Annotated in this window: 14 protein-coding genes; all 14 read left to right on the top strand. The window is 45.9% G+C overall.

Annotated elements, in window-relative coordinates; translation table 11 throughout:
- Positions 1-88 precede the first annotated feature (88 nt).
- The 14 genes from PKOR_RS10000 (at position 89) to PKOR_RS10065 (ending at position 24,833) form a co-directional block, all read left to right on the top strand.
- Positions 89-652, top strand: a complete 564-nt coding sequence (locus tag PKOR_RS10000) for an NUDIX domain-containing protein (RefSeq protein ID WP_046310480.1) — start codon at positions 89-91, stop codon at positions 650-652.
- Between the two features lie 88 nt (positions 653-740).
- On the top strand, positions 741-1,565 hold the full coding sequence (locus PKOR_RS10005) for a lysophospholipid acyltransferase family protein (RefSeq protein WP_235337446.1): 825 nt from the start codon (positions 741-743) through the stop codon (positions 1,563-1,565).
- Positions 1,507-1,794 carry an Asp-tRNA(Asn)/Glu-tRNA(Gln) amidotransferase subunit GatC gene (gene gatC, locus PKOR_RS10010; RefSeq protein ID WP_046310483.1) on the top strand — a complete coding sequence of 96 codons (288 nt, stop codon included), beginning with the start codon at positions 1,507-1,509 and terminating at the stop codon, positions 1,792-1,794. Before PKOR_RS10005 ends, gatC begins: the two co-directional genes overlap by 59 nt.
- A 16-nt stretch (positions 1,795-1,810) precedes the next feature.
- The gene (locus tag PKOR_RS10015; protein WP_046310484.1) at positions 1,811-4,849 is read left to right on the top strand and encodes a tetratricopeptide repeat protein; all 3,039 of its coding nucleotides are present in this window, start codon (positions 1,811-1,813) and stop codon (positions 4,847-4,849) included.
- Positions 4,850-4,858: 9 nt separating this feature from the next.
- The gene (locus PKOR_RS10020) at positions 4,859-5,587 is read left to right on the top strand and encodes an ABC transporter ATP-binding protein (RefSeq protein WP_046310486.1); all 729 of its coding nucleotides are present in this window, start codon (positions 4,859-4,861) and stop codon (positions 5,585-5,587) included.
- Positions 5,587-6,138: a cob(I)yrinic acid a,c-diamide adenosyltransferase gene (locus PKOR_RS10025; RefSeq protein ID WP_046310487.1), complete on the top strand. Its 552-nt coding sequence runs from the start codon at positions 5,587-5,589 to the stop codon at positions 6,136-6,138. Before PKOR_RS10020 ends, PKOR_RS10025 begins: the two co-directional genes overlap by 1 nt.
- A 50-nt stretch (positions 6,139-6,188) precedes the next feature.
- Positions 6,189-7,262, top strand: a complete 1,074-nt coding sequence (locus PKOR_RS10030; RefSeq protein WP_046310489.1) for a branched-chain amino acid aminotransferase — start codon at positions 6,189-6,191, stop codon at positions 7,260-7,262.
- A gap of 96 nt (positions 7,263-7,358) precedes the next feature.
- A protein-coding gene (prfB, locus tag PKOR_RS10035) for a peptide chain release factor 2 (protein ID WP_148561661.1) occupies positions 7,359-8,436 on the top strand; the annotation gives its coding sequence in 2 pieces (ribosomal slippage) (positions 7,359-7,418 and positions 7,420-8,436; 1,077 coding nt in all).
- A gap of 889 nt (positions 8,437-9,325) precedes the next feature.
- Entirely contained in the window at positions 9,326-12,436 is a 3,111-nt protein-coding gene (locus PKOR_RS10040; protein WP_046310492.1) for a SusC/RagA family TonB-linked outer membrane protein, read from the top strand.
- A 17-nt stretch (positions 12,437-12,453) separates the two neighbouring features.
- Positions 12,454-13,899, top strand: a complete 1,446-nt coding sequence (locus PKOR_RS10045) for a RagB/SusD family nutrient uptake outer membrane protein (RefSeq protein ID WP_046310494.1) — start codon at positions 12,454-12,456, stop codon at positions 13,897-13,899.
- Between the two features lie 856 nt (positions 13,900-14,755).
- Positions 14,756-17,887, top strand: coding sequence for a SusC/RagA family TonB-linked outer membrane protein (locus PKOR_RS10050; RefSeq protein WP_046310495.1), 3,132 nt, complete (start codon positions 14,756-14,758; stop codon positions 17,885-17,887).
- A 48-nt stretch (positions 17,888-17,935) separates the two neighbouring features.
- Positions 17,936-19,498, top strand: a complete 1,563-nt coding sequence (locus tag PKOR_RS10055; RefSeq protein ID WP_235337448.1) for a RagB/SusD family nutrient uptake outer membrane protein — start codon at positions 17,936-17,938, stop codon at positions 19,496-19,498.
- A 646-nt stretch (positions 19,499-20,144) separates the two neighbouring features.
- On the top strand, positions 20,145-23,309 hold the full coding sequence (locus PKOR_RS10060) for a SusC/RagA family TonB-linked outer membrane protein (protein WP_046310498.1): 3,165 nt from the start codon (positions 20,145-20,147) through the stop codon (positions 23,307-23,309).
- Positions 23,310-23,318: 9 nt separating this feature from the next.
- Positions 23,319-24,833, top strand: coding sequence for a RagB/SusD family nutrient uptake outer membrane protein (locus PKOR_RS10065; RefSeq protein ID WP_046310500.1), 1,515 nt, complete (start codon positions 23,319-23,321; stop codon positions 24,831-24,833).
- Positions 24,834-24,856: the final 23 nt, after the last annotated feature.

Raw genomic sequence — 24,856 nt, forward strand, 5'->3', positions numbered from 1 at the left:
GCAATTTAGCTTAGCCTCTCTAAAACTGTAGGTCTATACTTCTACAACCTGTAATCTTTTATCTTTGTACCCAAACAAAGTATAAGCTATGATTGACGAGACACACAACCCTTGGACCACCCTTTCCAGCAAAGACATTTACCAGAACCCCTGGATTAAAGTACGCGAAGACAAGGTGCTCAACCCGAATGGCGGCGAAGGCATTTATGGGGTAGTGAGCATGAAAAATAAAGCTATTGGTATTATTCCAATAGATAACGAAGGCAATACTTACCTTGTCGGCCAATACCGTTACCCGCTAAATGGGTATAGCTGGGAAATACCAATGGGTGGCGGATTGGTTGAAAACAATATTCTGGAGTCGGCGAAGCGGGAGTTGCAGGAGGAAACCGGTTTTACCGCCGCCAAATGGACGAACATCTGCCGTTTGCACACGTCTAATTCTGTTACCGATGAAGAAGGCTTTGTTTTTCTGGCTGAGGAACTAACAGCTGGCGAAACGGCTTTTGAGGAAACAGAAGAACTGCACATTAAAAAGGTGCCTTTTAAGGAGGCTGTGCGCATGGCCATGAACAACGAAATTACCGATGCTATTAGCGTAGCTGGTATACTTAAGGCCGCTTTTTTGTTGCAGGAACAGGGTAAGCTGTAGCCATTTTTTATACTTACCAAGCGCCTGCTGCGTTAAAATATTGTACAGCTGCCGAGCCTGATGTTCAGGCGTTGTACAATGGTGGAATATGCTTACATTTGGACATATGAAGGCCGTAAAATACTTGTCACAACGGATTTATACTACCTGGTGCGTAACTTGGTTTGTGCTTCCTTTTGTGGTTACGTATCCGCTGCAGGCAGTGCTCATGCGCCGGAAGCAGTGGTACAGGCAGCTGCATGAAGTCAACAGGTTTTGGTCGACATCTGCCCTACGTATGTTCCTGACGCCGCTTCAGGTAGAGTGGCGCATGAAGTTAAACCGGAAGGAGCGCTATATTTTTGCTCCAAACCACAGCTCCTACCTCGATATTCCGGTAATGCTGCATGCCATTCCCGGATTTCTTAACTTTGTAGGCAAGGCTGATCTGTGTAAAGTGCCGCTGTGGGGCAAGGTTTACGAGAAACTATACATCTCCGTAGATCGCAAAAGCACCGTTAGCAGCGCCAAAAGCTATATAAAGTCAGTAAAAACGTTGGAAGAAGGGCGTAGCCTGGTGATATTTCCGGAAGGCACTATCCCTAAAACCGCAGGTGAACAACTGATGGCTTTCAAAGATGGCCCTTTTAAACTGGCCATTGAGAAGCAGGTGCCGGTAGTACCGGTAACGATGCCTTACAACCAGCACTTTCTGCCTGACCTGGACGGAAAGCTGAAAGTACGCTGGCACCCGCTCAAGATCATTATTCATGAACCGGTTGAGACAAAGGGGCTAACGCTGGAAGACCTGCCAAGACTAAAAGAGCAGGTGTTCAGCATCATTCAAACAGAAATTACGAAACATACTAAAGTACATGTCAACAGATATTCAAACCATCCGCAAGATAGCGCACTTAGCAAGGCTGGAGTTTAACGAGGAGAAAGAGCAGGAAGTGCTGCAGGACCTGAACAAGATCCTGAACTGGGTAGACCAGTTGCGCCAGTTGGATACCGAGCACGTAGAGCCGCTCATCCACATGTCGGAAGAAGTGAATGTGCTGCGCGAGGATGAGCCGCGAAACACCATTACACACGAACAGGCATTGCTGAATGCACCTAAAAAAGACTCCGATTATTTCCGGGTGCCGAAGGTGCTGGAATAAATCGATGGCTTAACATATGAGTAAGATCAAGTTTTGGCAAGGATGGGATACGTATACCAGGTATCCCTATCTTTTTTTACTGCTGTTGGGTATTCTGTCTCTGCTGCTAGCGGTATACTTCTATTTTACAGGTGAGGCCACGGCCATTGCCTGGGATAAGGTAACCGATATGCAGGTAGTGCCAATGCCGGTTCATGAGGTGTCGGGCCTGCTGGAGAATTTCACGCTCTCGGCAGACGGTTACCTGCTGTTTGAGCAGTATGACGTGGCGTTGCCCCAGGTAAAAGGCAGCGTGGCAGCATTGGTGTTAGCAGTATTAGCTATCTGCCTCGTCTTTTATGCAGCGGCCATAAGTACGATGCGGCAGCTGCCGTACTTTGGAGGTATACTGCTACTGATGCTGTTCCTGGCCACGTTTAATTTCGACCTGCTGGAGGTATTTGGCGGAGCCGGGCAAACAATGCTGTTGGTTAGCATTGTCATGCTTGCCATCAGCAGCTACGCATTTCAGGCTTTTTGGCCAAACACAAGCTTTATACTAAGAGTGGTAGCGATGTTAGGCGTTGTAGCTGTGCTGGGGCTGCTAATATACTCTGAGGCGGCATTCCCAACAGAACTGGTAACGCTGCACCTGGTAAGCTACAGCTCTATCGGGTTGTTGGTAGCATCTGTGCTGTTCATGCTGTGGGTGAGCTACGAGAATATAAATGCCCTGCTCTGGATAAATACACAGGCTAAAACACCGGAGCGCCGCTTTAGTATGTGGCAGTTCCTGCTGATCAGCTTGCTATACCTGTCGAGTTTATTGCTGTTATACCTACGCCATACAGGCTATGTAGATGCAGAGGTAATACCACTAAACCCGTATCTAGTGCTGTTGCTGTCTGCAGTGGCCGGTTTTTGGGGTATGCGTCAGCGGGAGGCATTCTATGGGCGCCTGTTTTCATTCCATCCTACAGGGGGCATACTGTATTTGGTATTTGCAACCATCACTTTCCTAAGTATAGGATACGCCTTCGCAACAGCCAACGACTCCCTTACTTTACTGTACGGCAACCTGATTATTTACACGCACCTTACTTTTGGCTTTGGCTTTCTGGTGTATGTAATGTTCAACTTTGGACGCCTGCTGGAGCAGCGCCTGCCAGTGTATAAGGTGGTGTATGAGCCAAAGTCTTTTTCCCTGTTTTCATTCTTCATACTTAGCCTGGTGCTATGCGTGGTGCTGATCATGCGCACGCAGTATCGCTCTTACTTCCAGGCCCAGGCAGGCTATTATAGTTACATTGGAGATTTGTACCGTGCTTCTGGTAACGATATTCTGGCGCGTCGCTTTTATGAGGAAAGCGATGTGTTTGACAATGGTAATGTGAAGGCAAATTATAGCCTTGCCGCCATGCACCGCAAAGACCAGCAGCGTAACCAGGAGATATTGCGCTTGAAAGCGGCGCTGGAGCGCAGGCCGAACGCTAAGCTGTATGTGCGCCTGGCTAATCTATACGATGAGAAGCAATACTTCTTCGAGAAGCTGTATGTGCTGCAGGAGGGGGCAGAGCAGTTTCCGGAAAACTCAGAAATCTATAACAACCTGGCCCTGTTATACTCTGAAACCAGCGTTCAGGACAGCACAGAATACTACTTTAACCTGGCGCAGGAGAATAGCCCTAACAACGATCAGGTGCGCAGCAACCGCTTAGCGTACTATACCCGCCAGGCCATGCTGGAGCCTGCAAAGGCAGTATTGGAAGAGTCCATCAAAGGCAAGTATAAAACACTGCGCAGCAATCAGGCTGTGCTGCGTCAGCTCTTAGGCATGGATCCACAGGACAAGGAGCACTTTATGCCTGACTCTCTGAAGGAGGTAGAGGACTTTACTTTGTTCTACAACCAAACCATCAGCCGCCTCAGCGAAGGCGATACAACCCGCCTTAAACCTATAAACGACTACCTTGGCTCCCCAGGCAACCAGATATTCTTTAGTGATCTGCTTTACCTGAAGGGATTAGTGCACCACTACAATGGACTGCCGCGCGAAGGAAGGCGCTTAGTAGAGAACCTGGCCCTGCAGATGGAGTCGGAGAGGGGGTATTATTACAACACCTTAGGGCTATGGATGCTGGAGGAGAAGAACAACCGCGCGGCAGCTGCATACTTTAAACAGGCAAAAGACAGGGGGTACATGCAAGCCTATCTGTCCCATGGTTATGCATTGGCCCTGGCGCACCAGCCAGAAGAAGCAGTAGCTGCCTTGGAGGAAGTAGCTTATACTCAGAATGAGGCAGCCTTGGCGGTGGCCCACGGGCTTGCGACTTTACTTCGCCAGGATCTGCAGACCGTGCTTCAAGAAGGGTCTGACAAAGATAAGTTGCAGTACCTGCTTACGTATCTGCCAACGCTCTCCCTAGATCAGATTAATGCAATGGCAAACTCGATAGAAGAAAAGGACCTGAAGCGTCATGCCATGGTGGCCAGAGTAGAGTACCTCTTGGGACAGAAACGCTGGAAGGCAGCCTACAATGCCATACAGGAGGCAAGTGCTCTGCAGCGGCCAGAGGGTAATCTGCGCTCGACACTTAACCTGCAGCAGCTAAGGCTATGGCTTTATACTGAAAAGTATGATTTGCTGAACGACAGGCTGGGCAAACTTTACCTGACCGACCGCGATAAGCGTATGAGTTTCTACTTTAAAGCACGGATAGCAGAAGCAAGAGGGCGTACCGAGGAAGCTGCCTCACGTTATGAGCAGGCCATTAAAATGCTCACCTATGATGAGGAGACGCTTTTGGCTGCCGCTGACTTCTTCAGGAAGTATAAACCTGGTGATGAGAAGGCCTACAACATACTGCTGAGCGGAATTACCTATAACCCATATTCTGCACAACTGCACAAGGCATACGCCCTCGAAAGCGTGGAGCAGGGGCTATATTCCTACGCAGAACAGGCTTCAGAAACGCTACAGAACTTGCTTCCTGCCTCGGAATATGCTACATTTATAAAGAAACTTGAACAAAAACGCCAGGAAGTAGAGGCTCGTGCTGATAACTGGCAACTATGAAAAAACTGTATGAGCACCATCATCGAAACCCATAATATCTCTAAAGTGTACCGCATGGGCACAGAGACCATCCATGCCCTAAAGTCGGTGTCTATCAGCATTAGCAAAGGAGAGTATGTGGCTTTCATGGGGCCTTCAGGTTCGGGTAAGTCTACTTTCATGAACATCATTGGCTGCCTGGATACTCCTACTGGTGGCACTTACATTCTGAATGGCCAGGATGTAAGCAACATGTCAGACAATGAGCTGGCGGAGGTGCGTAACAAAGAGATAGGTTTCGTATTTCAGACCTTCAACCTGTTGCCCCGCCAGTCGTCGCTGGAGAACGTGGCCCTGCCGCTGATCTATGCCGGCTACAATAAAAGCCAGCGGGAGGAGAAGGCACAGAAGGCGCTGGAGAGCGTTGGCCTGGGCACCCGCGGTAAGCACAAGCCAAATGAGTTATCGGGTGGTCAGCGGCAGCGTGTGGCCATTGCTCGTGCCCTGATAAACGACCCAAGTATTATACTTGCCGACGAACCGACAGGTAACCTTGATACAAAAACCTCCTACGAGATTATGGAGCTGTTCGAGAACCTGCACTCCAAAGGCAATACCATCATCATGGTAACACACGAGGAAGATATAGCCAAGTATGCACATCGCATCATCCGCCTCCGCGATGGCCTTATCGAGTCCGACACAGTAAACACAGATGTATCAACAGCTTCTAGGCTGCAGGCAGAGCAACAACACTAATGAAGATATACACCAAAACAGGCGACAAAGGAACCACCTCGCTAATTGGTGGAACCCGAGTAGCAAAATCACACCTTCGCATTGAAGCCTACGGCACCATAGACGAGTTAAACTCGTACATCGGATTAGTGCGCGACCAGGAGGTAAACAAAGGCCGCCTCGATATCCTTAAAGAGATACAAGACAGGCTTTTTACCATAGGAGCCACGCTGGCTACTGACCCCGATAAAAATGTGAAAATGGCCACTCCAGATCTTCATGAAGAAGATATAACCCTACTGGAGCAGGAAATTGACAAGTATACGGCAGAGGTGCCTCCTTTGCGTGCCTTTGTGCTGCCGGGCGGGCACCAGTCGGTCTCTTTTTGCCATTTGGCCCGCTGCGTATGCCGCCGAGCAGAGCGTCTGGCTATCAGCCTGCAGGAAGTATCGCCGGTAGATGACCTGGTAATAAAATACTTGAACCGGCTTTCTGACTACCTTTTTGCGCTTTGCCGTAAAATGACACAAGAGCTCGGTGCGGAAGAGATAGCCTGGAAGCCCAGAATGTAACGACTCATACCCAATAACCCATAAAGGAATTAAAAGCCAAACTTAAAACTATGTCTTTAGATATGCTTACGATACCAGCAAAATGCGTTTCAGAGTCACGCATTGCAGAGCTGGATTATAACAACATTGAGTTTGGGAAGATCTTCTCAGACCACATGCTGGTAGCCGACTACAAAGACGGCAAGTGGCAAAACCCACAGATTCTGCCGTATGGCCCTATGTCGCTGAGTCCGGCTACTTCTGCCTTGCATTATGGCCAGTCAATTTTTGAGGGCATGAAGGCCTACAGAGATGCAAGCAGAGACGTTTTGCTATTCCGCCCGCTGGATAACTTCAGACGCCTGAACAAGTCTGCTGAGCGCATGTGCATGCCAGCTATTACGGAGGATATTTTTATGCAGGGCCTGGAGCAGCTGCTGCGTCTTGATGCAGCCTGGGTGCCGCCTACGGCTGGCTGCGCGCTATACATACGCCCATTCATGTTCGCCACTGACGAATTTATTGGGGTGCGTCCGTCATCAAACTATCGTTTCAGTATCTTTACCTGCCCGGTAGGCGCATACTATGGTCAGCCGCTAAAGGTGGCTATCGAGCCGCACTATGTTCGTTCTGCAGAGGGTGGTGCTGGCTTTGCCAAGGCTGCCGGTAATTATGGTGCTGCTCTGCTGCCTGCCCGTAAGATGCAGGAGCGTGGTTATCATCAGCTAATCTGGACCGATGCAAAAGAGCACAAGTACATTGAGGAGTCTGGTACCATGAACCTGATGTTTGTGATTGACGGTAAGCTGATCACGCCGCCTGTAAGTACAACCATACTGGCCGGCATTACCCGCGACAGCGTTTTGCAATTGGCTCGTGATGTTGGCTACACTGTAGAAGAGCGTAAGGTGTCTGTAGAAGAACTTACAGCCGCTTATGAAGCCGGTACGCTACAGGAAGCCTTTGGCACTGGTACGGCGGCTACTATCGCACAGATTGCTATTATACATTATAATGGTACTGACATGGAGCTGCCTGCAATTGAGGAGCGTGAAGTGTCGAACCACTTGGCAACTGAGCTGGATAAGATTAAGACTGGGCAGGCACCAGACAAGCATAATTGGGTGCACCGTATCAGCCTGTAGAAGAAGAGAAATAAGTATAGAGATGCTGGAGTATAGGCGAGAGTTTATACTTCAGCATTTTCTCGTTTAATAGGAAGTATAACCCACAACACGCTAATGACAACTGAGCAAGTAAAAGAGTTGAAGGCCAGAGTAGAGGCCTTGAGGAGGTATCTTTGACTACGATGCCAAGAAAGAACAGGTAAAAGAAACCGAAACACAAACCACTGCCCCAAACTTCTGGGACGAGCCTAAGGAGGCTGAAAAGATCCTGAAGGAGATAAAGTCTGTAAAGGTATGGACTGATCATTACGAAGAGGTAGAGAAGGCAGTGTCTGATTTTGAGGTACTTTTCGACTTTTACAAAGAAGGAGATGTGTCTGAGGAGGACATTCAGCAGGAGTATAAAAAAGCAGAGGAGGCAGTAGAAGGGCTGGAGTTTAAACGCATGCTGAGTGGCGAAGAAGACCAGCTAAGCGCCATACTGGAAATAAACCCAGGCGCGGGTGGTACCGAAAGCCAGGATTGGGCCGAGATACTGATGCGTATGTACATCATGTGGGCTGAGTCTCATAATTTTGGTGTGAAGCAAATCAGTTACCAGGCTGGTGATGGCGCAGGTATAAAATCGGCTACACTGGAGATAACCGGCGACTTTGCTTATGGCTACTTAAAGTCTGAGATTGGAGTGCATCGCCTGGTACGTATTTCTCCTTTCGATTCTGGTGGACGTCGCCATACGTCATTCGCGTCGGTTTTTGCCTATCCGGTGGTAGATGATACCATTAACATTGAAGTGAACATGAGCGATATTGAATGGGATACTTTCCGCTCAGGAGGTGCAGGCGGGCAGAACGTAAACAAAGTGGAGACGGCCGTTCGCCTGAAGCACAAGCCAACAGGTATCGTGATTGAATGCCAGATTGAGCGCTCTCAGCTGATGAACAAGGAACATGCTATTCGCATGCTTAAATCAAGGCTGTACCAAATCGAAATGGAAAAGCGAAATGCTGAGCGGGATCGTATTGAAAGCACTAAGAAACGAATCGACTTTGGTTCACAGATCCGTAACTATGTGCTGCACCCTTACAAGCTTATCAAGGACGTGCGTACGGGTGTAGAGCGATCTGACGTACAGAATGTACTCGATGGAGATCTGGATGAATATATTAAGGCTTACCTAATGCAGGCTTAAGAGCAGCATTTGATTTTATAGAAAGGCACCCGGTAAGGGTGCCTTTTTTGTTCGCTAACTACTAGGAGTATCTCCAAAAGCTGGTGGAGATAAATTCTCTTAAGGCTAAATCAAATCTTTTCGTCTACTCAAGTACTTCTATGACTACTGTCATTGATAGTTTTTTTACGCTCAACTGAAGTAACAATATTAAGAAAAGCCCTATCCTCTGATATTTTTTATTTTCATCCTCAACAGTCTATTTGTCAATCAGTTGTCTGCTGAAGATGAACTTATGATAGTCCATCTTCAGGTAAGTGATGAATCAAACTTTATCAAAAGCTTTACGCTTCATTTAGAAGCTACATGTTTGATTGTATGCTTTTGCCTTTGTGGATATAGTTCAAACCAAGTTTATTGGAATACTCAGTACAATTGTATTTATCAAAGTTGCTCTCTGCTTGTAAGGCAGTGAGTACTTGCTTTTTGATTTCAACTAATAACACAAGTTGTATTAGTCGGTTACTCACCACCGCTATTTGTTGTCACATCAATGTTATAGCTTATTTAATGATAAAATTATTTTAATAAAGCTATTTTGTTTTTAAATTCTTAAAATATATACTTGTGTGTTGATAAAAATACAATAGTGGTAATTTTTGCTGGAAAAGAGAAAGAAGCATCTATAGAAACAGTATTTCTGTTGGTTGGCTAATGTATGCCATTGTTGTGTAGCCTTTTATCTACTAAAAAATTCTTTACATACTCCTGGTAGCTGACAAAGCCAAACTTGTGGTTTTGTTGGATATTTCAAAGTGCTACGATAGCGCTAATGGAATTGCTTTGCCTGAATATTACTATAAAACATGTCTAGCTAAAACCATTTGTTCACCTTAACCACAAATAGCATATGAGAAAATTGTTACTCATGAGTTTTGTTCTGACGCTAGCACTTCTACAGCAAGTGTATGCACAGAGTAAAACTGTGTCTGGTACAGTTACTGACCAGGCAACAAAGCAAGGGCTGCCCGGTGTGGCTGTTATTGTAAAAGGTACTGTCATAGGTACCACCACTGGCCCGGATGGCTCTTATACCATAAGTGTGCCTGCTGGCTCAAATACACTTGTCTTTAAGTATATAGGTTACCTAGGTGCTGAAAGAGAGATTGGCAATGCATCCACTTTAAACGTGCTACTTACAACAGACGACAAAGTGCTGAATGAAGTAGTTGTAACAGGCTATGCTACGCAGAAGCGCGAGGAGTTTACAGGTGCTGCCTCAACTGTTACCGGAGAAGCCATCCAGGACCGGCCGGTGCAGAGTTTTGCTCAGGCTCTAACTGGTAAAGCAGCAGGTGTGAATATTGTGCAGCCAAATGGCTTGATGAACAACCCACCTATTATACGTGTCCGAGGTGTTAATTCTATCTCACTAAGTTCTTTTCCGTTGATCGTGATAGATGGTATACCTGTATCAACAAGCAATGTAGGGGACGGATATGCAGCTAACAATCCGCTCGCGGACATTAACCCAGCTGATATCGAGTCTATAGACATACTTAAAGATGCTGCATCAACCTCTATCTATGGTTCAAGAGCCGCAAATGGTGTTTTGATCATCACCACGAAGAAAGGAAAGCAGGGTAAAGCATCGGTATCTTACAATGGCTGGTTTGGCGTGAACGAAGCTACAAGGCTGCCAGACATGTTGAATACTGAGCAGTACATGGAGATTAAAAATGAAGCGCGCCGCAACGCAGGCCAGGCAGAGGCCTTCTTTCCAAGCTATGACGCTAGCGGTAATCTTATAGATACCGATTGGCAGAAAGAGGTGTACCGTACAGCTCTTTCTCATAACCATGCGTTTTCTGTTTCAGGAGGTACAGATAAAACAACTTATTACTTCTCGATCGGAGCCTCAGAGCAGGAGGGCTTCTTAAAAACAAACGAGTTCGACAGAAAGTCAGCGCGCCTAAACCTAACCCATAAAGTAACTGACTGGTTTGCGATGAGAGGCAATGTTACCTACAGCAACTCTTTGAACTCAGGCATACAGAGTGGGTCTTTGCCAGGGTCAGGCTTTTCATCCTCTGGCTTGGGTCGACTAGCTGTGGTGCTCTACCCGAACGTTTCTCCACTTAACCCTGATGGAAGCTACAACATAACTTCATCCAATACTATGGGTCCTGGTGCGAACCTGCTTACGCACAACTACATGAACCCTGTGCCTCTAATAGACCTAAACTCAAATACATCTGAGTCGAACAGAGTTATTGCAAACTTAGGTGCTGATTTCAATATCGTAAAGGGCCTGACTTTTAAAACAACCTACTCTTTAGACAGGAATAGAGTAGAGGATAACATCTTCTGGAATCCTCTACATGGCGATGGGTTCTATGCTAACGGCGAGGCCTGGAACTCCCACCAGAGAAGAAACAACTGGAACTGGATCAATACCCTGCAGTACCAGACAACTTTCGCAGATAAGCATAATCTTTCTGTGTTGGTCGGCTCAGATGCCCAAGAAACAACAAGAAACTACTGGTGGGCCGATCGTTGGGATTTAGCTGACCCTGGCTTCAATCAGTTTCAGGCAGACTACCTCTCTAACGATGCTGGCGGAAGTATAGGTAAGAGAGTGTATGAGGCTTACCTAACGAGCCTGAGCTACAACTACGCGGGTAAATACTTTATTAGCGGTAACTTTAGAAGAGACGGTAACTCAGCTCTGTCGCCTACTATGCGTTGGGGTAACTTTGGTGGAGCATCGGTAGGATGGTTAGTTTCTGAGGAGGGCTTTTTCCAAAACTCGGTGGTTGCAGATGTTGTTTCCAACTTCCGTTTGAAAGCCAGTTGGGGCCGCGTAGGTAACGGTAACCTTTCCGACGACTATGGGTCTTATTCTTTGTACACAACAGGATTTTATGGCGAGGCTCCGAGTTTATACTTTAGCCAAGCTGGCAACACAGGCCTGGAGTGGGAAACAAGTAAGCAAACCAACATTGGTTTAGACTTAGGTTTTCTGAACAACAGAATAACTGTAGAGGCCAACTACTACAACAACAACGTAGACGGCCTGATTCTCAACGCTCCTCAAGCTCCTTCTAAAGGTATACCGGGCAACTCCATTGCCATGAACATCGGCTCGATGTACAACAGAGGCTTTGAATTTGCTGCTTCTGCCACTCCAATAGACAGAGGCAAGTTTTCATGGACTACTAACTTCAACTTCACTACAAATAAAAATGAAGTAACCTCCCTTGTTGATGACGATACACCTATCATTGGCGTTACAAGTGGCTTAGAAACAACTAGTATAACTAGGGTAGGAGAGTCGGTAGGTAGCATCTATGTTGTTAAAACAGGCGGTGTAAACCCAGAGACAGGCCAAAGAATCTTTATTAACTCAGCCGGTGAAAAAGTACAGTATTCTCACCCTTCTGTTTGGACCTACCTGGATGGTTCACCTGCTGCACCAGTTAATGGTTCGCATGCCTCGGCAGTTTACAATGCCTTGCCGACCTGGTATGGCGGTTTTACAAATAACTTCAAGTATGGCAACTTTGACCTGAGCCTCTTATTCTCCTATTCAGGCGGTAACTATATCTATAACGGTACCAAAGCAGGCCTAAGGGACCAGCGTATCTGGAACAATCATACAGACATGATGGATCGTTGGACTTCTGAAGGCCAGCAAACAGACATTCCGCGTGTAGTATACGGCGACAACATCTCTAATGGCTCTGCTTTTGCTATTGATGCCAACGTGGAGAAAGGAGATTTCCTGCGCTTGCAGAACACGGTGCTGGGCTATCGAATTCCGAAGCAGCTGTTTGGAAACTCTGGCATTAGCGGACTCAGAGTTTACGCACAGGTTGATAATGCCTTCCTCCTAACTAAGTATTCTGGTTCTGATCCTGAGATCTCTTCCAACGGACAATCTAATACAACTCCAGGTGTGGAGAGAAACTCCGTTCCGCAAGGAAGAATGTACACTTTTGGTTTAAACCTTAACTTCTAATCAAAAATTTTCTACCGATGAAACTGATTGCTATAAAGAACAAGAGATATATCCTAAGGCTTGCTTTGATAGCTGTGCCTTTGCTGCCAGTACTATCATCCTGTGAAGATGACTTTTTAGAAGCGGTGCCTGAACTGGAGATTTCCGACGTTAATGCCTTCGATACGCCTGAACGTGTGCTAGCCCAGGTAAACGGGCTCTACAGTGGCTTGAAACATGGCCGCTTTCTGGGCGGTCGCTACCAAATCTACAACGACATCCGTGCCGAAGAATTTATCAACCGTACTGGCAATAACGTAACAGGAACCAGCGTCTGGAATGCGACGGCAGGAGCTGATGAAACATACATCACAGATATCTGGTCCAGAGGATACCAAGCCATAAACCGGGTAAACGTTTTTCTGAAAGGCTTAGAGGATAATGCTGCCAAGGTTGGTGCTGAGGATGCGCAAAGCTATGGTGCTGAAGCGAAGTTTATCAGAGCCATGTCATATTTATCCTTAGTACAGGTTTTTGCAAAACCTTATACAAGCGACAATGGAGCTTCTCCGGGGCTTCCGCTTCGCTTGCAGGCAGAAACAACCGGTGCAAACAACTCTTTGGAAAGAAGCTCTGTGGCTGAAGTCTATGCACAGATACTTTCTGACCTGAATGAGGCTGAGGCAGGCTTGCCTGAAAGTTATGGAGATCCTGTGCTGAATACAACGCGTGCAACGAAGAGCGCTGCTATTGCTCTTAAAACAAGAGTATACCTGATAATGGGAAGGTATCAGGATGTTGTCACAGAAGGAAACAAGCTTGTGCCAAATGCTGCTCCATTTGCTTCTGCTTTAGCTCTGCAGCATAAACTGGAGGAGGATGTAATAGCGGTGTTCTCTAACTACACAAATTCTGAGGCAATCTTCTCAGTGCCTTTCACGGCAACAGATGCTCCCGGTACTCAGAACCAGTTGGGTTATTACTTTAACAGCGGCAATACAGAGTACTACCTTAACCAGTCGGCGCCTGGGATTTTTGCTAACCCGCAGTTTGAGGCAGATGATGCTCGTAGAACAGAGCTGACTGCTACAATAAATGGCCAGCAGTATGTGACCAAGTTTAGTGGTGTAAACCCATACATCGATTGGGTTCCATTAATCCGGTATGCCGAGGTTCTGTTGAACCTGGCAGAGGCTGAAGCAGAGGTAGGCAGCGAGGAACGTGCTGTTGCTCTGTTGGAGGCTGTGCACCAGCGCTCCGATGCATCATGGCAGTATACAGGCACTGGCCAGGAAGATCTAGTTGCCGCTATTTTGACAGAAAGAAGAATAGAGCTCATTACGGAAGGCTTTAGAGCAAATGACATTCTGCGCAGAAGCTTACCGCTCTACTCCGCAGGAGCAGGAGTCTCTATCGCGCCTTCAGATGAACGTTATGTCTTTTCTATTCCAACCTCGGAACTTAACACAAATAGTGGGCTTTAATTCTTAAGTGACATACTCTGCTTTACCAGAGTGAGTATATACCATTCCTGAGCTTTATAAAAGGAACCGCCCAATGCACGCATTGGGCGGTTCCTTTTATAAAGCTCATTGTATTTGTGCAAACCTGAAATAGTAGGAGCGACTAGTATGCTAGCATTTCGCTGCTAAAAAAAGTATAAGCCGGAGGTACAAAAAAGGAATCAAAGTGTACCCTATTTAGGAACAATAATGTGATATATAAGAGTAGATATAGGTACCCTATTGAATAACCTTTTCTTGTTTCTAAAGCCCTTTTTCCTGATGGTGGAGGTAACTTCTAAAAGGTTGCAAGAATTTTAAAAAATAGTCGATAATATTTCTAAATTAATGTCTGAACATTGTCCTGTTGAAAGAATCATAATGTTAGCCTGTTATTACTAAAAATGTGTGTTTAGAGCCTGTAAATGGGGTTTTATAGTTAGTTATGAGTTTAAAGAGCATTGGTAATGTTCTTGTTTATAATGTTTTAACATTAAAGCAGATTATTTTTTAGGTATTGCTTTTCAAATTTTAACTCCATATTATTGACATCGAATAAGTGCCCTTCCGGACATGAAGCTGTACAGGCCAACAGCAGTGGAGAGGAGGCACTGTCGCTCTAGCGAAGAGAGGGTGTGACTGTTGTAGAGCACAACCTGCCAGCGAAATTCAATCCAATTTATCAGTGCATGTCTACGAAGTGGGGTAGCTAAAGCAAACCATGGATAGGTGCATAAAATTTAAAAACACATGAGATATGTGCATGGCGGAGCTATGTCCAAATCTGAAGCAAAAATTCTAATAACAAACCTTTCAATCACCTTAATTCAAACAACAAATGAGAAAACATTTATTAATGAGTTTTGTGATGGTGCTAACACTGCTCCAGCAGGTGTATGCCCAAAGCAGAACCGTGACTGGATCGGTTACCGACCAAGGCACATCGCAAGGACTGCCGGGGGTGGCAGTAATTGTGAAAGGCACTACTGTTGGTACCACTACAGGTGCTGATGGTTCCTATTCCATAAATGTACCTGAGGGTGGAAACACTTTAGTGTTCCGATTCATCGGATATCAGACTCTTGAGAAGGCTATTGGCAACTCAAGCACCGTAAATGCCGCTATGGCCACTGACCAAAAGCTTTTGGACGAGGTAGTAGTAGTGGGTTATGGTACACAGCAGAAGAAAGACGTAACAAGCTCAATCGCTTCTGTGAAAGGTGAGACATTGGCAAACCTTGCCACTCCATCTTTTGATCAGCAGCTGGCTGGACGTGCTTCTGGTGTGCAGATTACACAGCCTTCTGGCATTTTGGGTGCTCCTCCTAAGATTAACATCCGTGGTGTTAACTCTATCTCTTCTAGCACTCAGCCACTTATCGTTATTGATGGTGTGCCTGCTGCTTCTTCTGGTAACGTTGGTGGTTTTACGCCTGCTAACGCACTTGCCGACATTAACCCGAACGACATCGAGTCTTTCGAGATCCTGAAGGATGGTGCTGCAACAGCGGTTTACGGTTCTCGTGCTGCTAATGGTGTAATCCTTATCACTACTAAGAAAGGTAAGTCTGGACAGGCTAAGTTCTCTTACGATGGATGGGCTGGTACTGCAAAGGCTATCGAGCTGCATGACCTGCTGAACGCTCAGCAGTTTGTTGATATCACAAACGAGAAGTATGAAAACATTGGCCAGACTTCTCCAGCTCAACTGGGCGAGTGGGACACTGACTGGAACGATGAGGTATTCCGTACTGCTTTCCAGCACAGCCACGCTTTCTCTGCTAGCGGTGGTACCGACAAAACTACCTACTACTTCTCTTTAGGCTACTCTAACCAAGAGGGTATTGGCCGTGCCAACAGCCTGGAGCGTTACTCTGTACGTACTAACCTGACTACTAAAGTTACTAAGTTCCTGGACTTCGGTTTACAGGCTGGTTTAACTAACCAGATCAACGAAGGTCCACTAACAGGCTCTAACAGCTTGTCAGGTAACATCTTCAGTGTTATCCGTATGCACCCTAACGTGCCTGTATTTGACCCAACTCATCCAACTGGCTATAACATCGATGTAGTTAACCCTAGAGCGCTTGGCCGTGGTCCAAACACTGCTACTATTGCAAACGGTATTCCAAACATCCGTTTCGTACTGGACAACAACCTGCGTAAATCAACTTCATACCGTGGTCTTGGTAACGTGTACTTAGACTTCAAACTAGTTGACAACCTGCGTTTCAAGACATTGCTTGGTGCTGACTTAACCCTGGTAGAAGACTTCCTATACAACGACCCACGTCATGGTGACGGTCAGGGTTCTAATGGTGTAGTTTCTCAGGCTTACTCTCCAATCAAAGCTTGGAACTGGCAAAACATCCTGAGCTATAACAAGTCATTTAACGATGTGCATAACGTAGATGCGACTTTAGTGCAGGAATATAACAAATACAGAAGCAGCTTCTTCCAGGCTCAGGGTACTGGCTTGTCAGATCGTTTCTTCAACGAGAACCTTGTAAGCGGTGCATTTGCTAACCAGTTTGCTTTTGGTGGTATAGGTGAAAATGGCCTTTCTTCTTACTTGGGTCGTTTAAACTACAACTACGCCAGCAAGTACTACTTCGGTGTTTCGATGCGTGCTGACGGTCTTTCTAAACTTTCTCCAGATAACAAGTGGGGTTATTTCCCAGGTGTGTCTGCTGCATGGAGAATTTCTGAAGAAGAATTCTTCAAGAACTCTGCTGCTCTTAGCTTCATCTCTGACCTGAGATTGCGTGGTAGCTATGCTGAGGTGGGTAACATCAACATCCCAGGTGGTAACTATCCATACCTTGGTTCATTCAGCGCTGCACAGTACGGTTCTATGAACGGTATCTCATTCAGCAACACTGGTAACCCAGACCTGAAGTGGGAAGCACAGAAAATTACTGACGTTGGTTTGGACTTAGGTTTATTTGATGGCCGTCTGAATCTGGAGCTTGCTTACTGGACTAAGGACAACTCGGATATCGTTCTTGCTGCTCCAACTCCTCCATCACTGGGTGTGCCAGGTAACTCTATCATCAGAAACATTGGCCGTGTAGTTAACGACGGTATTGAAGTCTCTGTTTCTGGTAACATTATTGATAAGTCTAACTTTACCTGGAGCTCTAACTTCAACTTCTCTACACAGCGTAACGAAGTGAAGGAGCTTGTTGATGGTAATGATATTGTATACGACTACACAATCCACCGCGAAGGTGAGTCTATTAACTCTATCTACGGCTATCAGTACGAAGGTGTAAACCAGACTAATGGTAACCCAATCTATCGTAAGGCTGATGGTTCTCTGGTACAGGGCAACATTGGTCTGGCTGGTGGTTCAGCTGGTGTATACTACGGTTACGATCCTGCTAATCCTTCTGTTCTGGGTGCTCGCTCTTCACTTTCTGCTGCTGACAAAGTTATACTTGGTACTACACTACCTAAGTGGTTTGGTGGTTTCGACAACAACTTTAAGTATGGCAACTTTGACGCGAACATCTTCGTGCGCTTCTCTGGTGGTAACAAGATCATGAACCGAACTCGCCAAGACCTTTTGACAATGGCATTTGAGAACAACGGTACTGAGATCCTGAACAGATGGCAGAGCGCTGAAAACCCAGGTGATGGTCAGACTCCTGCTCTTGCTGCAGGTGCAGGTTACAGCAACTTCATCAACACAAACGGCGAAGCCTCTTCTCGTTTCGTTGAGAGCGGCGACTTCCTGAAGGTGAGCAACCTGGCTATCGGTTATACAATTCCTAAATCTATTACAGAGCGTGCCAGCATCGATCGTCTGAGAGTTTATGCTCAGCTGCAGAATGCATTCGTGTTCACGAAGTATACTGGCCTTGACCCTGAGACTTATACTAACCTGAACAACAACAACCTGGGTGTTGACTGGAATGGCCAGCCACAGCAGCGTGTGTTCACTGTTGGTTTAAACCTTGGTTTCTAATTACTTAATTTTCCGACAATGAAAAATAGATCATTCATAAAGAATAGATTGAAGTTAGCCTTACTTGCCCCAGCGGTTTGCTTTTCGCTGATGCTGACTTCTTGCGACAAAGAGGTGATGGAGCTTGAGCCTTATGATCGCCTAACAGAAGAAAGTGCCTTTACTACGCCTGAGCGAATAGAGCTTACTGTAGCAGGTGTTTATGATGCTGCTCAGAGTGGTTTCTATGCCGGTGGTGCAGTACGTGGCTATCCGTTTGGTGCGGCACACATAGAGCAGGGCGATAACCGCGGCGAGGATATGCTGAACCTGGAGGCGTTCTACGCCATCACGTATGAGGCTACTTACAATGCTGCTTCTGCCAACAACGTTTACCACTTCGAAACACTTTATGCTGTTGTAAACAAGGCAAATATAGTGATTGAAGGTGTAGAGAAAGCTGTTGCTGATGGGTTGATCACTGCTGAGGTAGGTAATGCTTACATTGCAGAGGCCCGATTCCTGCGTGCCCTTTCTCACCACGAACTGCTGGTACACTTTGCACGACCTTATAACCATACTGCGGATGCTTCGCACCTAGGTGTGCCTTATAGAACCTTGCCGGTTAACACTCCTGCTCGGGTAGAGGAAGCTCGTCAGCAAGGCAGAGACACTGTAAAGGAAGGCTATGCTAAAGTACTGGAGGATCTAAACTATGCAGAGCAGAATCTGCCTGAAACACGTGCCAAGCAAATCTCTAGAGCTACCAAAGGTGCTGCTATTGCCCTTAAGACTAGAGTTAAGTTACACATGCGCGATTGGGCTGGTGTGATTGAAGAAGGCAATAAGCTTATTTCTGGAACAGAGGAGTTTACAAGCCCTATTGGTGGCTATGAGCTAACTGCTTCGCCAGAGGAGCCATTTGCTAACAACGGAGCCAACTCAGAGTCTATCTTCTCATTCGAGAACTCTGCGAATGACAACGCTAGTGTAAACGGGTCTCTTGGTCAAATGTATAATGCTAACACCGGTGGCCGTGCGCTAGTAGCTATTAGCCCAATCATCTGGAACGCTGCCTTCTGGCCAGAAGAAGATGAGCGTCGTGATATAACTGTAAGCACTGCCAGAGCCATCTATACTAACAAGTACAGAGATGCTGCAACGCAGTCTGACTGGTCTCCGATTGTTCGTTATGCTGAAGTACTGCTGAACGTGGCAGAAGCTGAGGCTAGGCTGAACCCGCTGAGTGTTAGAGCCCTTGCGCTTCTTAACGCTGTACGTGGTAGATCAACAGATCAGCTTTACTCTCTGACTACTTTGCTAAGCCAGGACGACCTGATTCAAGCGATTATCAACGAGCGCAGAATTGAGTTCTTGGCAGAAGGCTTGCGTTGGAAAGATATCCACCGTCTAGCTAAGGAAGGTGAGTTCGGTCCAGCTGGTATACCTGCAAAAGTTGCCTCTGCTAACCTGAAGCGTGATGACTACCAGGCTGCAAGTGGAACAGTTAGAGCTGATGCGATCAAAGTTCCGGCGATTCCTTATGAAGATTTCCGCTTCATCTGGCCTATCCCAATTTCTGAAATCAATGCTAACCCAGTGTTAGCCGCTCAGCAAAACCCTGGTTACTAATTCGGTTAAGTAGTGTATTAATTGCTAATCCCCGTCAATCGTCCAGATTGGCGGGGATTTTTTTGTGCCATTTTTTCAGTAGTCTCTCAAGAAGTGTTATGGTTTTGTAAATTTTTTTTTTCTCTTATGTTAAAAAAAAGTCTGTTTGAATAAAAACATGTCACACTACGTGTCCTTTTCAAAGTAATAACATCGAACATGCTATATATCAATTATTAACATTTATGTAGATGTGACTGAGAATAGAAGTTTTCGTTTATAAGGTGTTAAAAAAGGTCCTGGTTGTTGTTGCAACATAGAGTGTTAAGGCTTTTACCCTATTGTATTTAATGTTGTAACCTCCTATTATTGGTGAAAATTATCATGTGCGGTCAAACCGGTGGCCATTCAGGCCTACGGATACAAGTCTTAGCAATTAGAGGCAACTGAAAATCAGTACTTCTGAGGTTCCTGAGCAGGAAGACTTGAAATCAAACTTAAACTTGATAACAGGGCATACAGGTAGCTCTGATTTAGACTATCTAAGCTTATAAAGCTCTAAATCAAAAACTCATAGAAATATGAGATGGCGGAGCTTTGTCTATTAGTGAAATCCAATTTTTACCAATACAATCTATTATCTAACTATTTTATTCATCCAACTTTTATGAGGAGATTATTACTCATGAGTTTTGCTTTCGTGTTGATGCTTGCCCAGCAAGTGTATGCACAGAGTAAAACTGTGTCGGGTACGGTTACGGACCAAGGCACATCACAAGGGCTGCCTGGTGTGGCAGTTATTGTGAAAGGAAGCACAGTGGGTACCACTACAGGGCTTGACGGAAGTTATACTATTAGTGTTCCTGCTAATGGTAGCACCCTGATTTTCCGATTTATAGGTTACAAAACTGTAGAGCGTGAGATCGGGAATTCGTCCAATATAAATGTTGCCTTAGGCGTGGACGACAAACAGCTTGAAGAGGTTGTTGTGGTAGCCTATGGTACAGCAGACAAGGGCTCCTTTACAGGTTCTGCAGCGCAAATTTCGAGTGAGAAAATTGCACAGCGTCCTGTAACTAACATCACAAACGCTATTGCTGGTCAGGCTGCCGGTGTGCAAACTAACTCAGGTAGCGGTCAGCCAGGCGCAGGCCCGGATATTCGTATCCGTGGTATCGGCTCTATCAACTCTTCTAATGACCCTCTTTATGTGGTAGACGGTGTACCTTACTCTGGTAGCATTGCAAACCTGAACGTAGATGATATTGAAAGTATCTCTATCCTTAAAGATGCCTCTTCTTCAGCGTTGTATGGTTCTCGTGCTGCTAATGGTGTAGTAATGGTTACAACCAAAAAAGGAAAGAGTGGACGCAACCAGATCAATGTAAAAATCTCTCAAGGTGTTACCAACAGAGGTATCAAAGAGTATGACCGTGTAAATGCTTACGAATACTACCCTCTGATCTGGGAAGCCCGCAGAAACTCACTTGTGGCTGCTGGTAAGCATACATTGGAGCAAGCAAACCAGGCGGCAACCAACGATGTGAAAGGTATTCTAGGTTACAACCCTTTCAATGTAGCTGATGATGCAATTGTTGGCACAGATGGTAAAATCAACCCTAACGCACAGCTACTTTATGGTGATGACCTGGACTGGTTTGAACCTATGGAGCGCAACGGATCTCGTAGCGATTATGGCTTAAACTTTAGCGGTGGTAACGAGAAGAGCGACTACTTTGTGTCAGTTGGTTACCTGAACGAGAAGGGCTACATCATTAAGTCAGACTACGAGCGTTTTACAGGCCGTGTAAATATTAATACACAGGCTACAAGCTGGTTTAAGACTGGTTTGAACCTTTCTGGTACTATCACAGAGTCAAATCAGGCAAATACAGGCAGCAGCAGCAGCTATGTTAACCCGTTCAACTTTGCACGTAGCATGGGACCAATCTACCCAGTATATGCTCATGACCCTGTAACAGGTGCTTACATCCTGGACCAGAACGGCAATAGAATATATGACTATGGCAATATGTCTGAATATGGCCTGCCAAGCCGTGGTAGCAATGCAAGTGTGGGTCGCCATATCGTAGCTGAGACTAAATGGAACGACAATCTGTACAACAGAAACGTACTTAGCGGTAGAACCTACGGTGAAATTACTTTCCTGAAAGACTTTAAATTCACTACAAACCTAAGCGTAGACATCTCTAACTATCTTGCCGCAGAGTATGACAACAACCAGGTAGGTGATGGTGCTCCAGCAGGTAGAGCAAATCGTACAAGCTCTACAACTACAAGCTACAACGTCAACCAGTTGTTGAACTATGCTAAAACCTTCAACGACAGACATTTTGTAGAGGTGTTGTTAGGTCATGAGAATTACAACTATGAGTATAAGTACCTGTATGGTATGCGCCAGGGCTTAATTGTAGAAGGTAACACAGAGCTTGGCAACTTTACTACTACCAACAGCCTTAACTCACGCACTGATGTTTACAAAACAGAAGGTTACTTCTCTCGCTTAAACTATACTTTTGACGACAAGTATACCCTGTCTGGCTCTTTCCGTCGCGATGGTTCTTCAAGATTCTATCAGGATGTACGTTGGGGTAACTTTTGGTCAGTGGGTGCTTCTTGGCGCCTTGACAGAGAAACTTTCATCACTATGCCTGAGTGGGTTGATATGCTGAAGTTGAGAGGTTCTTACGGACAAGTTGGTAACGACGCTCTATTGACTTCAGGTGGTGCTAACAACTACTATGGCTGGCAAGCACTTTATGGCTTAGGCTATAACAACGCTGCTGAGCCAGGATTCCTTCAGGAAAGCCTTGCAAGCCAGGACCTGGTATGGGAGTCTAACAACAGCTTAGACCTTGGTATCGAGTTCGATATTTTTGGAAGACTGAATGGTGGCATAGAATACTTCAACAGAGAGTCTGAGAACCTGTTGTTCCAGGTGCCACTGCCACTTTCAAGCGGTGTACTTACCAGATGGGAGAACGTTGGTACTATGGCTAACAAAGGTGTGGAAGTGCAGCTTTCTGCTGATGCTGTTAGAGCCAAAGACTTTACCTGGAATGTGAGCCTGAACCTTTCTTCGTATAAAAACGAAGTGAAGAAGCTACCAGAAGGCCAGGATGAAATCATCTCTGGAACTAAGAAGCTGATGGCAGGTCGTTCTATTTATGACTACTGGCTGCGTGACTGGTACGGTGTAGACCCTACTTCTGGTAATGGTGTTTTCATCGCCGATAACGTTGAAGCAGCAGACGTGTATGAGTTGGATGGTCAAAAAGTAACAACACTGGCTAACAATGCTAAATATCACTATGCTGGTTCAGCTATTCCTGATTTCGCTGGTGGTGTAACTAACACCTTCACTTACAAAAACCTGTCGCTTTCAGTATTGCTGACTTACCAGGTAGGTGGTAAAGTATACGACGCTAACTATGCATCTCTGATGAATGCTGGTACGCAGGGTGGTGCACTGCACAAGGATATCTTGAACCGTTGGCAGCAGGAAGGTGATGTAACAGATGTTCCTCGTATGGACTTGACAGCTGCTACACAGTATAATGCTGCGTCAGATCGTTGGTTGATCGATGCTTCTTACCTGAACATCAGATCAGTGAACCTGAACTACGTGCTGCCTTCAAACCTGACTTCTAAGGTATTCCTGAAAAACGCTAGTGTGTTTGCTTCAGGTGAGAACCTTGGCTTGTTCTCTAAGCGTGATGGCATGAACGTTAATCAGTCTTACACAGGTGTTACATCTAACTCATACTCACCTGCCCGTGTTTACACAGTTGGTTTGAACGTTACCCTTTAATTTTTGAAAATGAAAAAAGTATTATATAGTTCGCTTGCAGCATGTATGCTGGTTTTCTCCTCCTGCGAAAAGGATTACCTGGAGACACAACCAACTGACGCTGTTTCTGAACAATCTGTATTTACAACTACTGCAAATGCCTGGGCTGCGCTGAATGGTATTCACAGAGCGATGTTCATACAGTATGATAACCAAGACCAGGCAGGCCATGGCTCAGTATTGATCAACATGGAGATGCTGGGCGAAGATGTTGTGATGACTGCAGCTGGTAATGGCTGGTTTAACAGTACTTACAAATGGTTAACGCACCGCAATGCCAATGCGGGTACAGTTCGTTTTGCCTATAGATTCTACTATAAGCTTATCGCCAATGCTAACATGATCATCAACAACATTGACAAAGTTGATGGTCCTGATGCGGACAAGAAAGAGATTAAAGGGCAAGCCTTGGCTTATAGAGCTTGGGCCCACCACCAACTGGTACAGCTTTTTGCTGAGCGTTATGATGCCTCTAAGGGTACAAACAATCAGTTAGGTGTTCCTGTACTGACTACTAACACTACTGAAGGTCAGCCGCGTGCTTCTGTTGAAGCAGTATATACGCAAATCAACGCAGACCTTGATGAGGCGATTTCATTACTACCGCAAGGCCGTAATGCCAAGTCGCACTTCAATATTGATGTAGCTAAAGGCCTGAAAGCTCGCGTAGCTTTAACGATGGGAGATTGGGCAACTGCTGCTCAGTATGCGAATGAGGCAAGACAGGCTTATGCACTTATGAGCCAGGAGGATTACCTGGCTGGCTTCAGCAATGTAGAGAACAAAGAGTGGATGTGGGGCAGCGATCAGATTGCTGACCAGACGACATACTTCTATTCCTTCTTTGCTTATATGTCTGTTAACTTCAGCTCAACAAACATTCGCACTAATCCTAAAGCTATCAACAACAAGCTTTATGCTGAGATTGCTGATACAGACGTGCGTAAGCAGCTGTGGGATCCACAGCCAACCGCTGTGAAGGATGCTGAAGGTAAGACTACTGGCTACGATGTAAATGGATATACCATTCCTTCTACCTTCTCGCCTAAGCCTTACATGAACAGGAAGTTCCAGGCTGATGGCAACGCCAGCAGTATTGGTGACGTGCCTTACATGAGAGCAGCTGAAATGTATCTGATAGAAGCTGAGGCTCTGGCTCGTTTGGGTAGAGATGGTGATGCTGCTGCTGTACTGGCTGAGTTAGTACAGGCTCGTGACGAGGAGTATACAGTTGACGTTACAGGCCAAGACCTGATCAACGAAGTTCTGGTACAGCGTCGTATCGAGTTGTGGGGTGAAGGCTTCCGTTTCTTCGACCTGAAGCGTACCAACAGTGCACTTAACAGATTAGAAACTAACCACAACGCAACTCTAGTAGACAACCTATTTGAGGTGCCGGCAGGTGATAAGCGTTGGCAGTGGGTAATTCCGCAGGATGAGCTGAACGCCAACAGAAACCCTGGTATGGTGCAGAATCCACTGTAGTAAATAGATTTTAGTTGTATAAT

This window comes from Pontibacter korlensis (genome assembly GCF_000973725.1).
In the GTDB taxonomy this organism is placed as follows: Bacteria; Bacteroidota; Bacteroidia; order Cytophagales; family Hymenobacteraceae; genus Pontibacter; species Pontibacter korlensis.

Bases quoted from the DNA above. Each gene is read 5' to 3' on its own strand.
- PKOR_RS10000 (WP_046310480.1), top strand. From the start codon at position 89: ATGATTGACGAGACACACAACCCTTGGACCACCCTTTCCAGCAAAGAC.
- PKOR_RS10005 (WP_235337446.1), top strand. From the start codon at position 741: ATGCTTACATTTGGACATATGAAGGCCGTAAAATACTTGTCACAACGG.
- gatC (WP_046310483.1), top strand. From the start codon at position 1,507: ATGTCAACAGATATTCAAACCATCCGCAAGATAGCGCACTTAGCAAGG.
- PKOR_RS10015 (WP_046310484.1), top strand. From the start codon at position 1,811: ATGAGTAAGATCAAGTTTTGGCAAGGATGGGATACGTATACCAGGTAT.
- PKOR_RS10020 (WP_046310486.1), top strand. From the start codon at position 4,859: ATGAGCACCATCATCGAAACCCATAATATCTCTAAAGTGTACCGCATG.
- PKOR_RS10025 (WP_046310487.1), top strand. From the start codon at position 5,587: ATGAAGATATACACCAAAACAGGCGACAAAGGAACCACCTCGCTAATT.
- PKOR_RS10030 (WP_046310489.1), top strand. From the start codon at position 6,189: ATGTCTTTAGATATGCTTACGATACCAGCAAAATGCGTTTCAGAGTCA.
- PKOR_RS10040 (WP_046310492.1), top strand. From the start codon at position 9,326: ATGAGAAAATTGTTACTCATGAGTTTTGTTCTGACGCTAGCACTTCTA.
- PKOR_RS10045 (WP_046310494.1), top strand. From the start codon at position 12,454: ATGAAACTGATTGCTATAAAGAACAAGAGATATATCCTAAGGCTTGCT.
- PKOR_RS10050 (WP_046310495.1), top strand. From the start codon at position 14,756: ATGAGAAAACATTTATTAATGAGTTTTGTGATGGTGCTAACACTGCTC.
- PKOR_RS10060 (WP_046310498.1), top strand. From the start codon at position 20,145: ATGAGGAGATTATTACTCATGAGTTTTGCTTTCGTGTTGATGCTTGCC.
- PKOR_RS10065 (WP_046310500.1), top strand. From the start codon at position 23,319: ATGAAAAAAGTATTATATAGTTCGCTTGCAGCATGTATGCTGGTTTTC.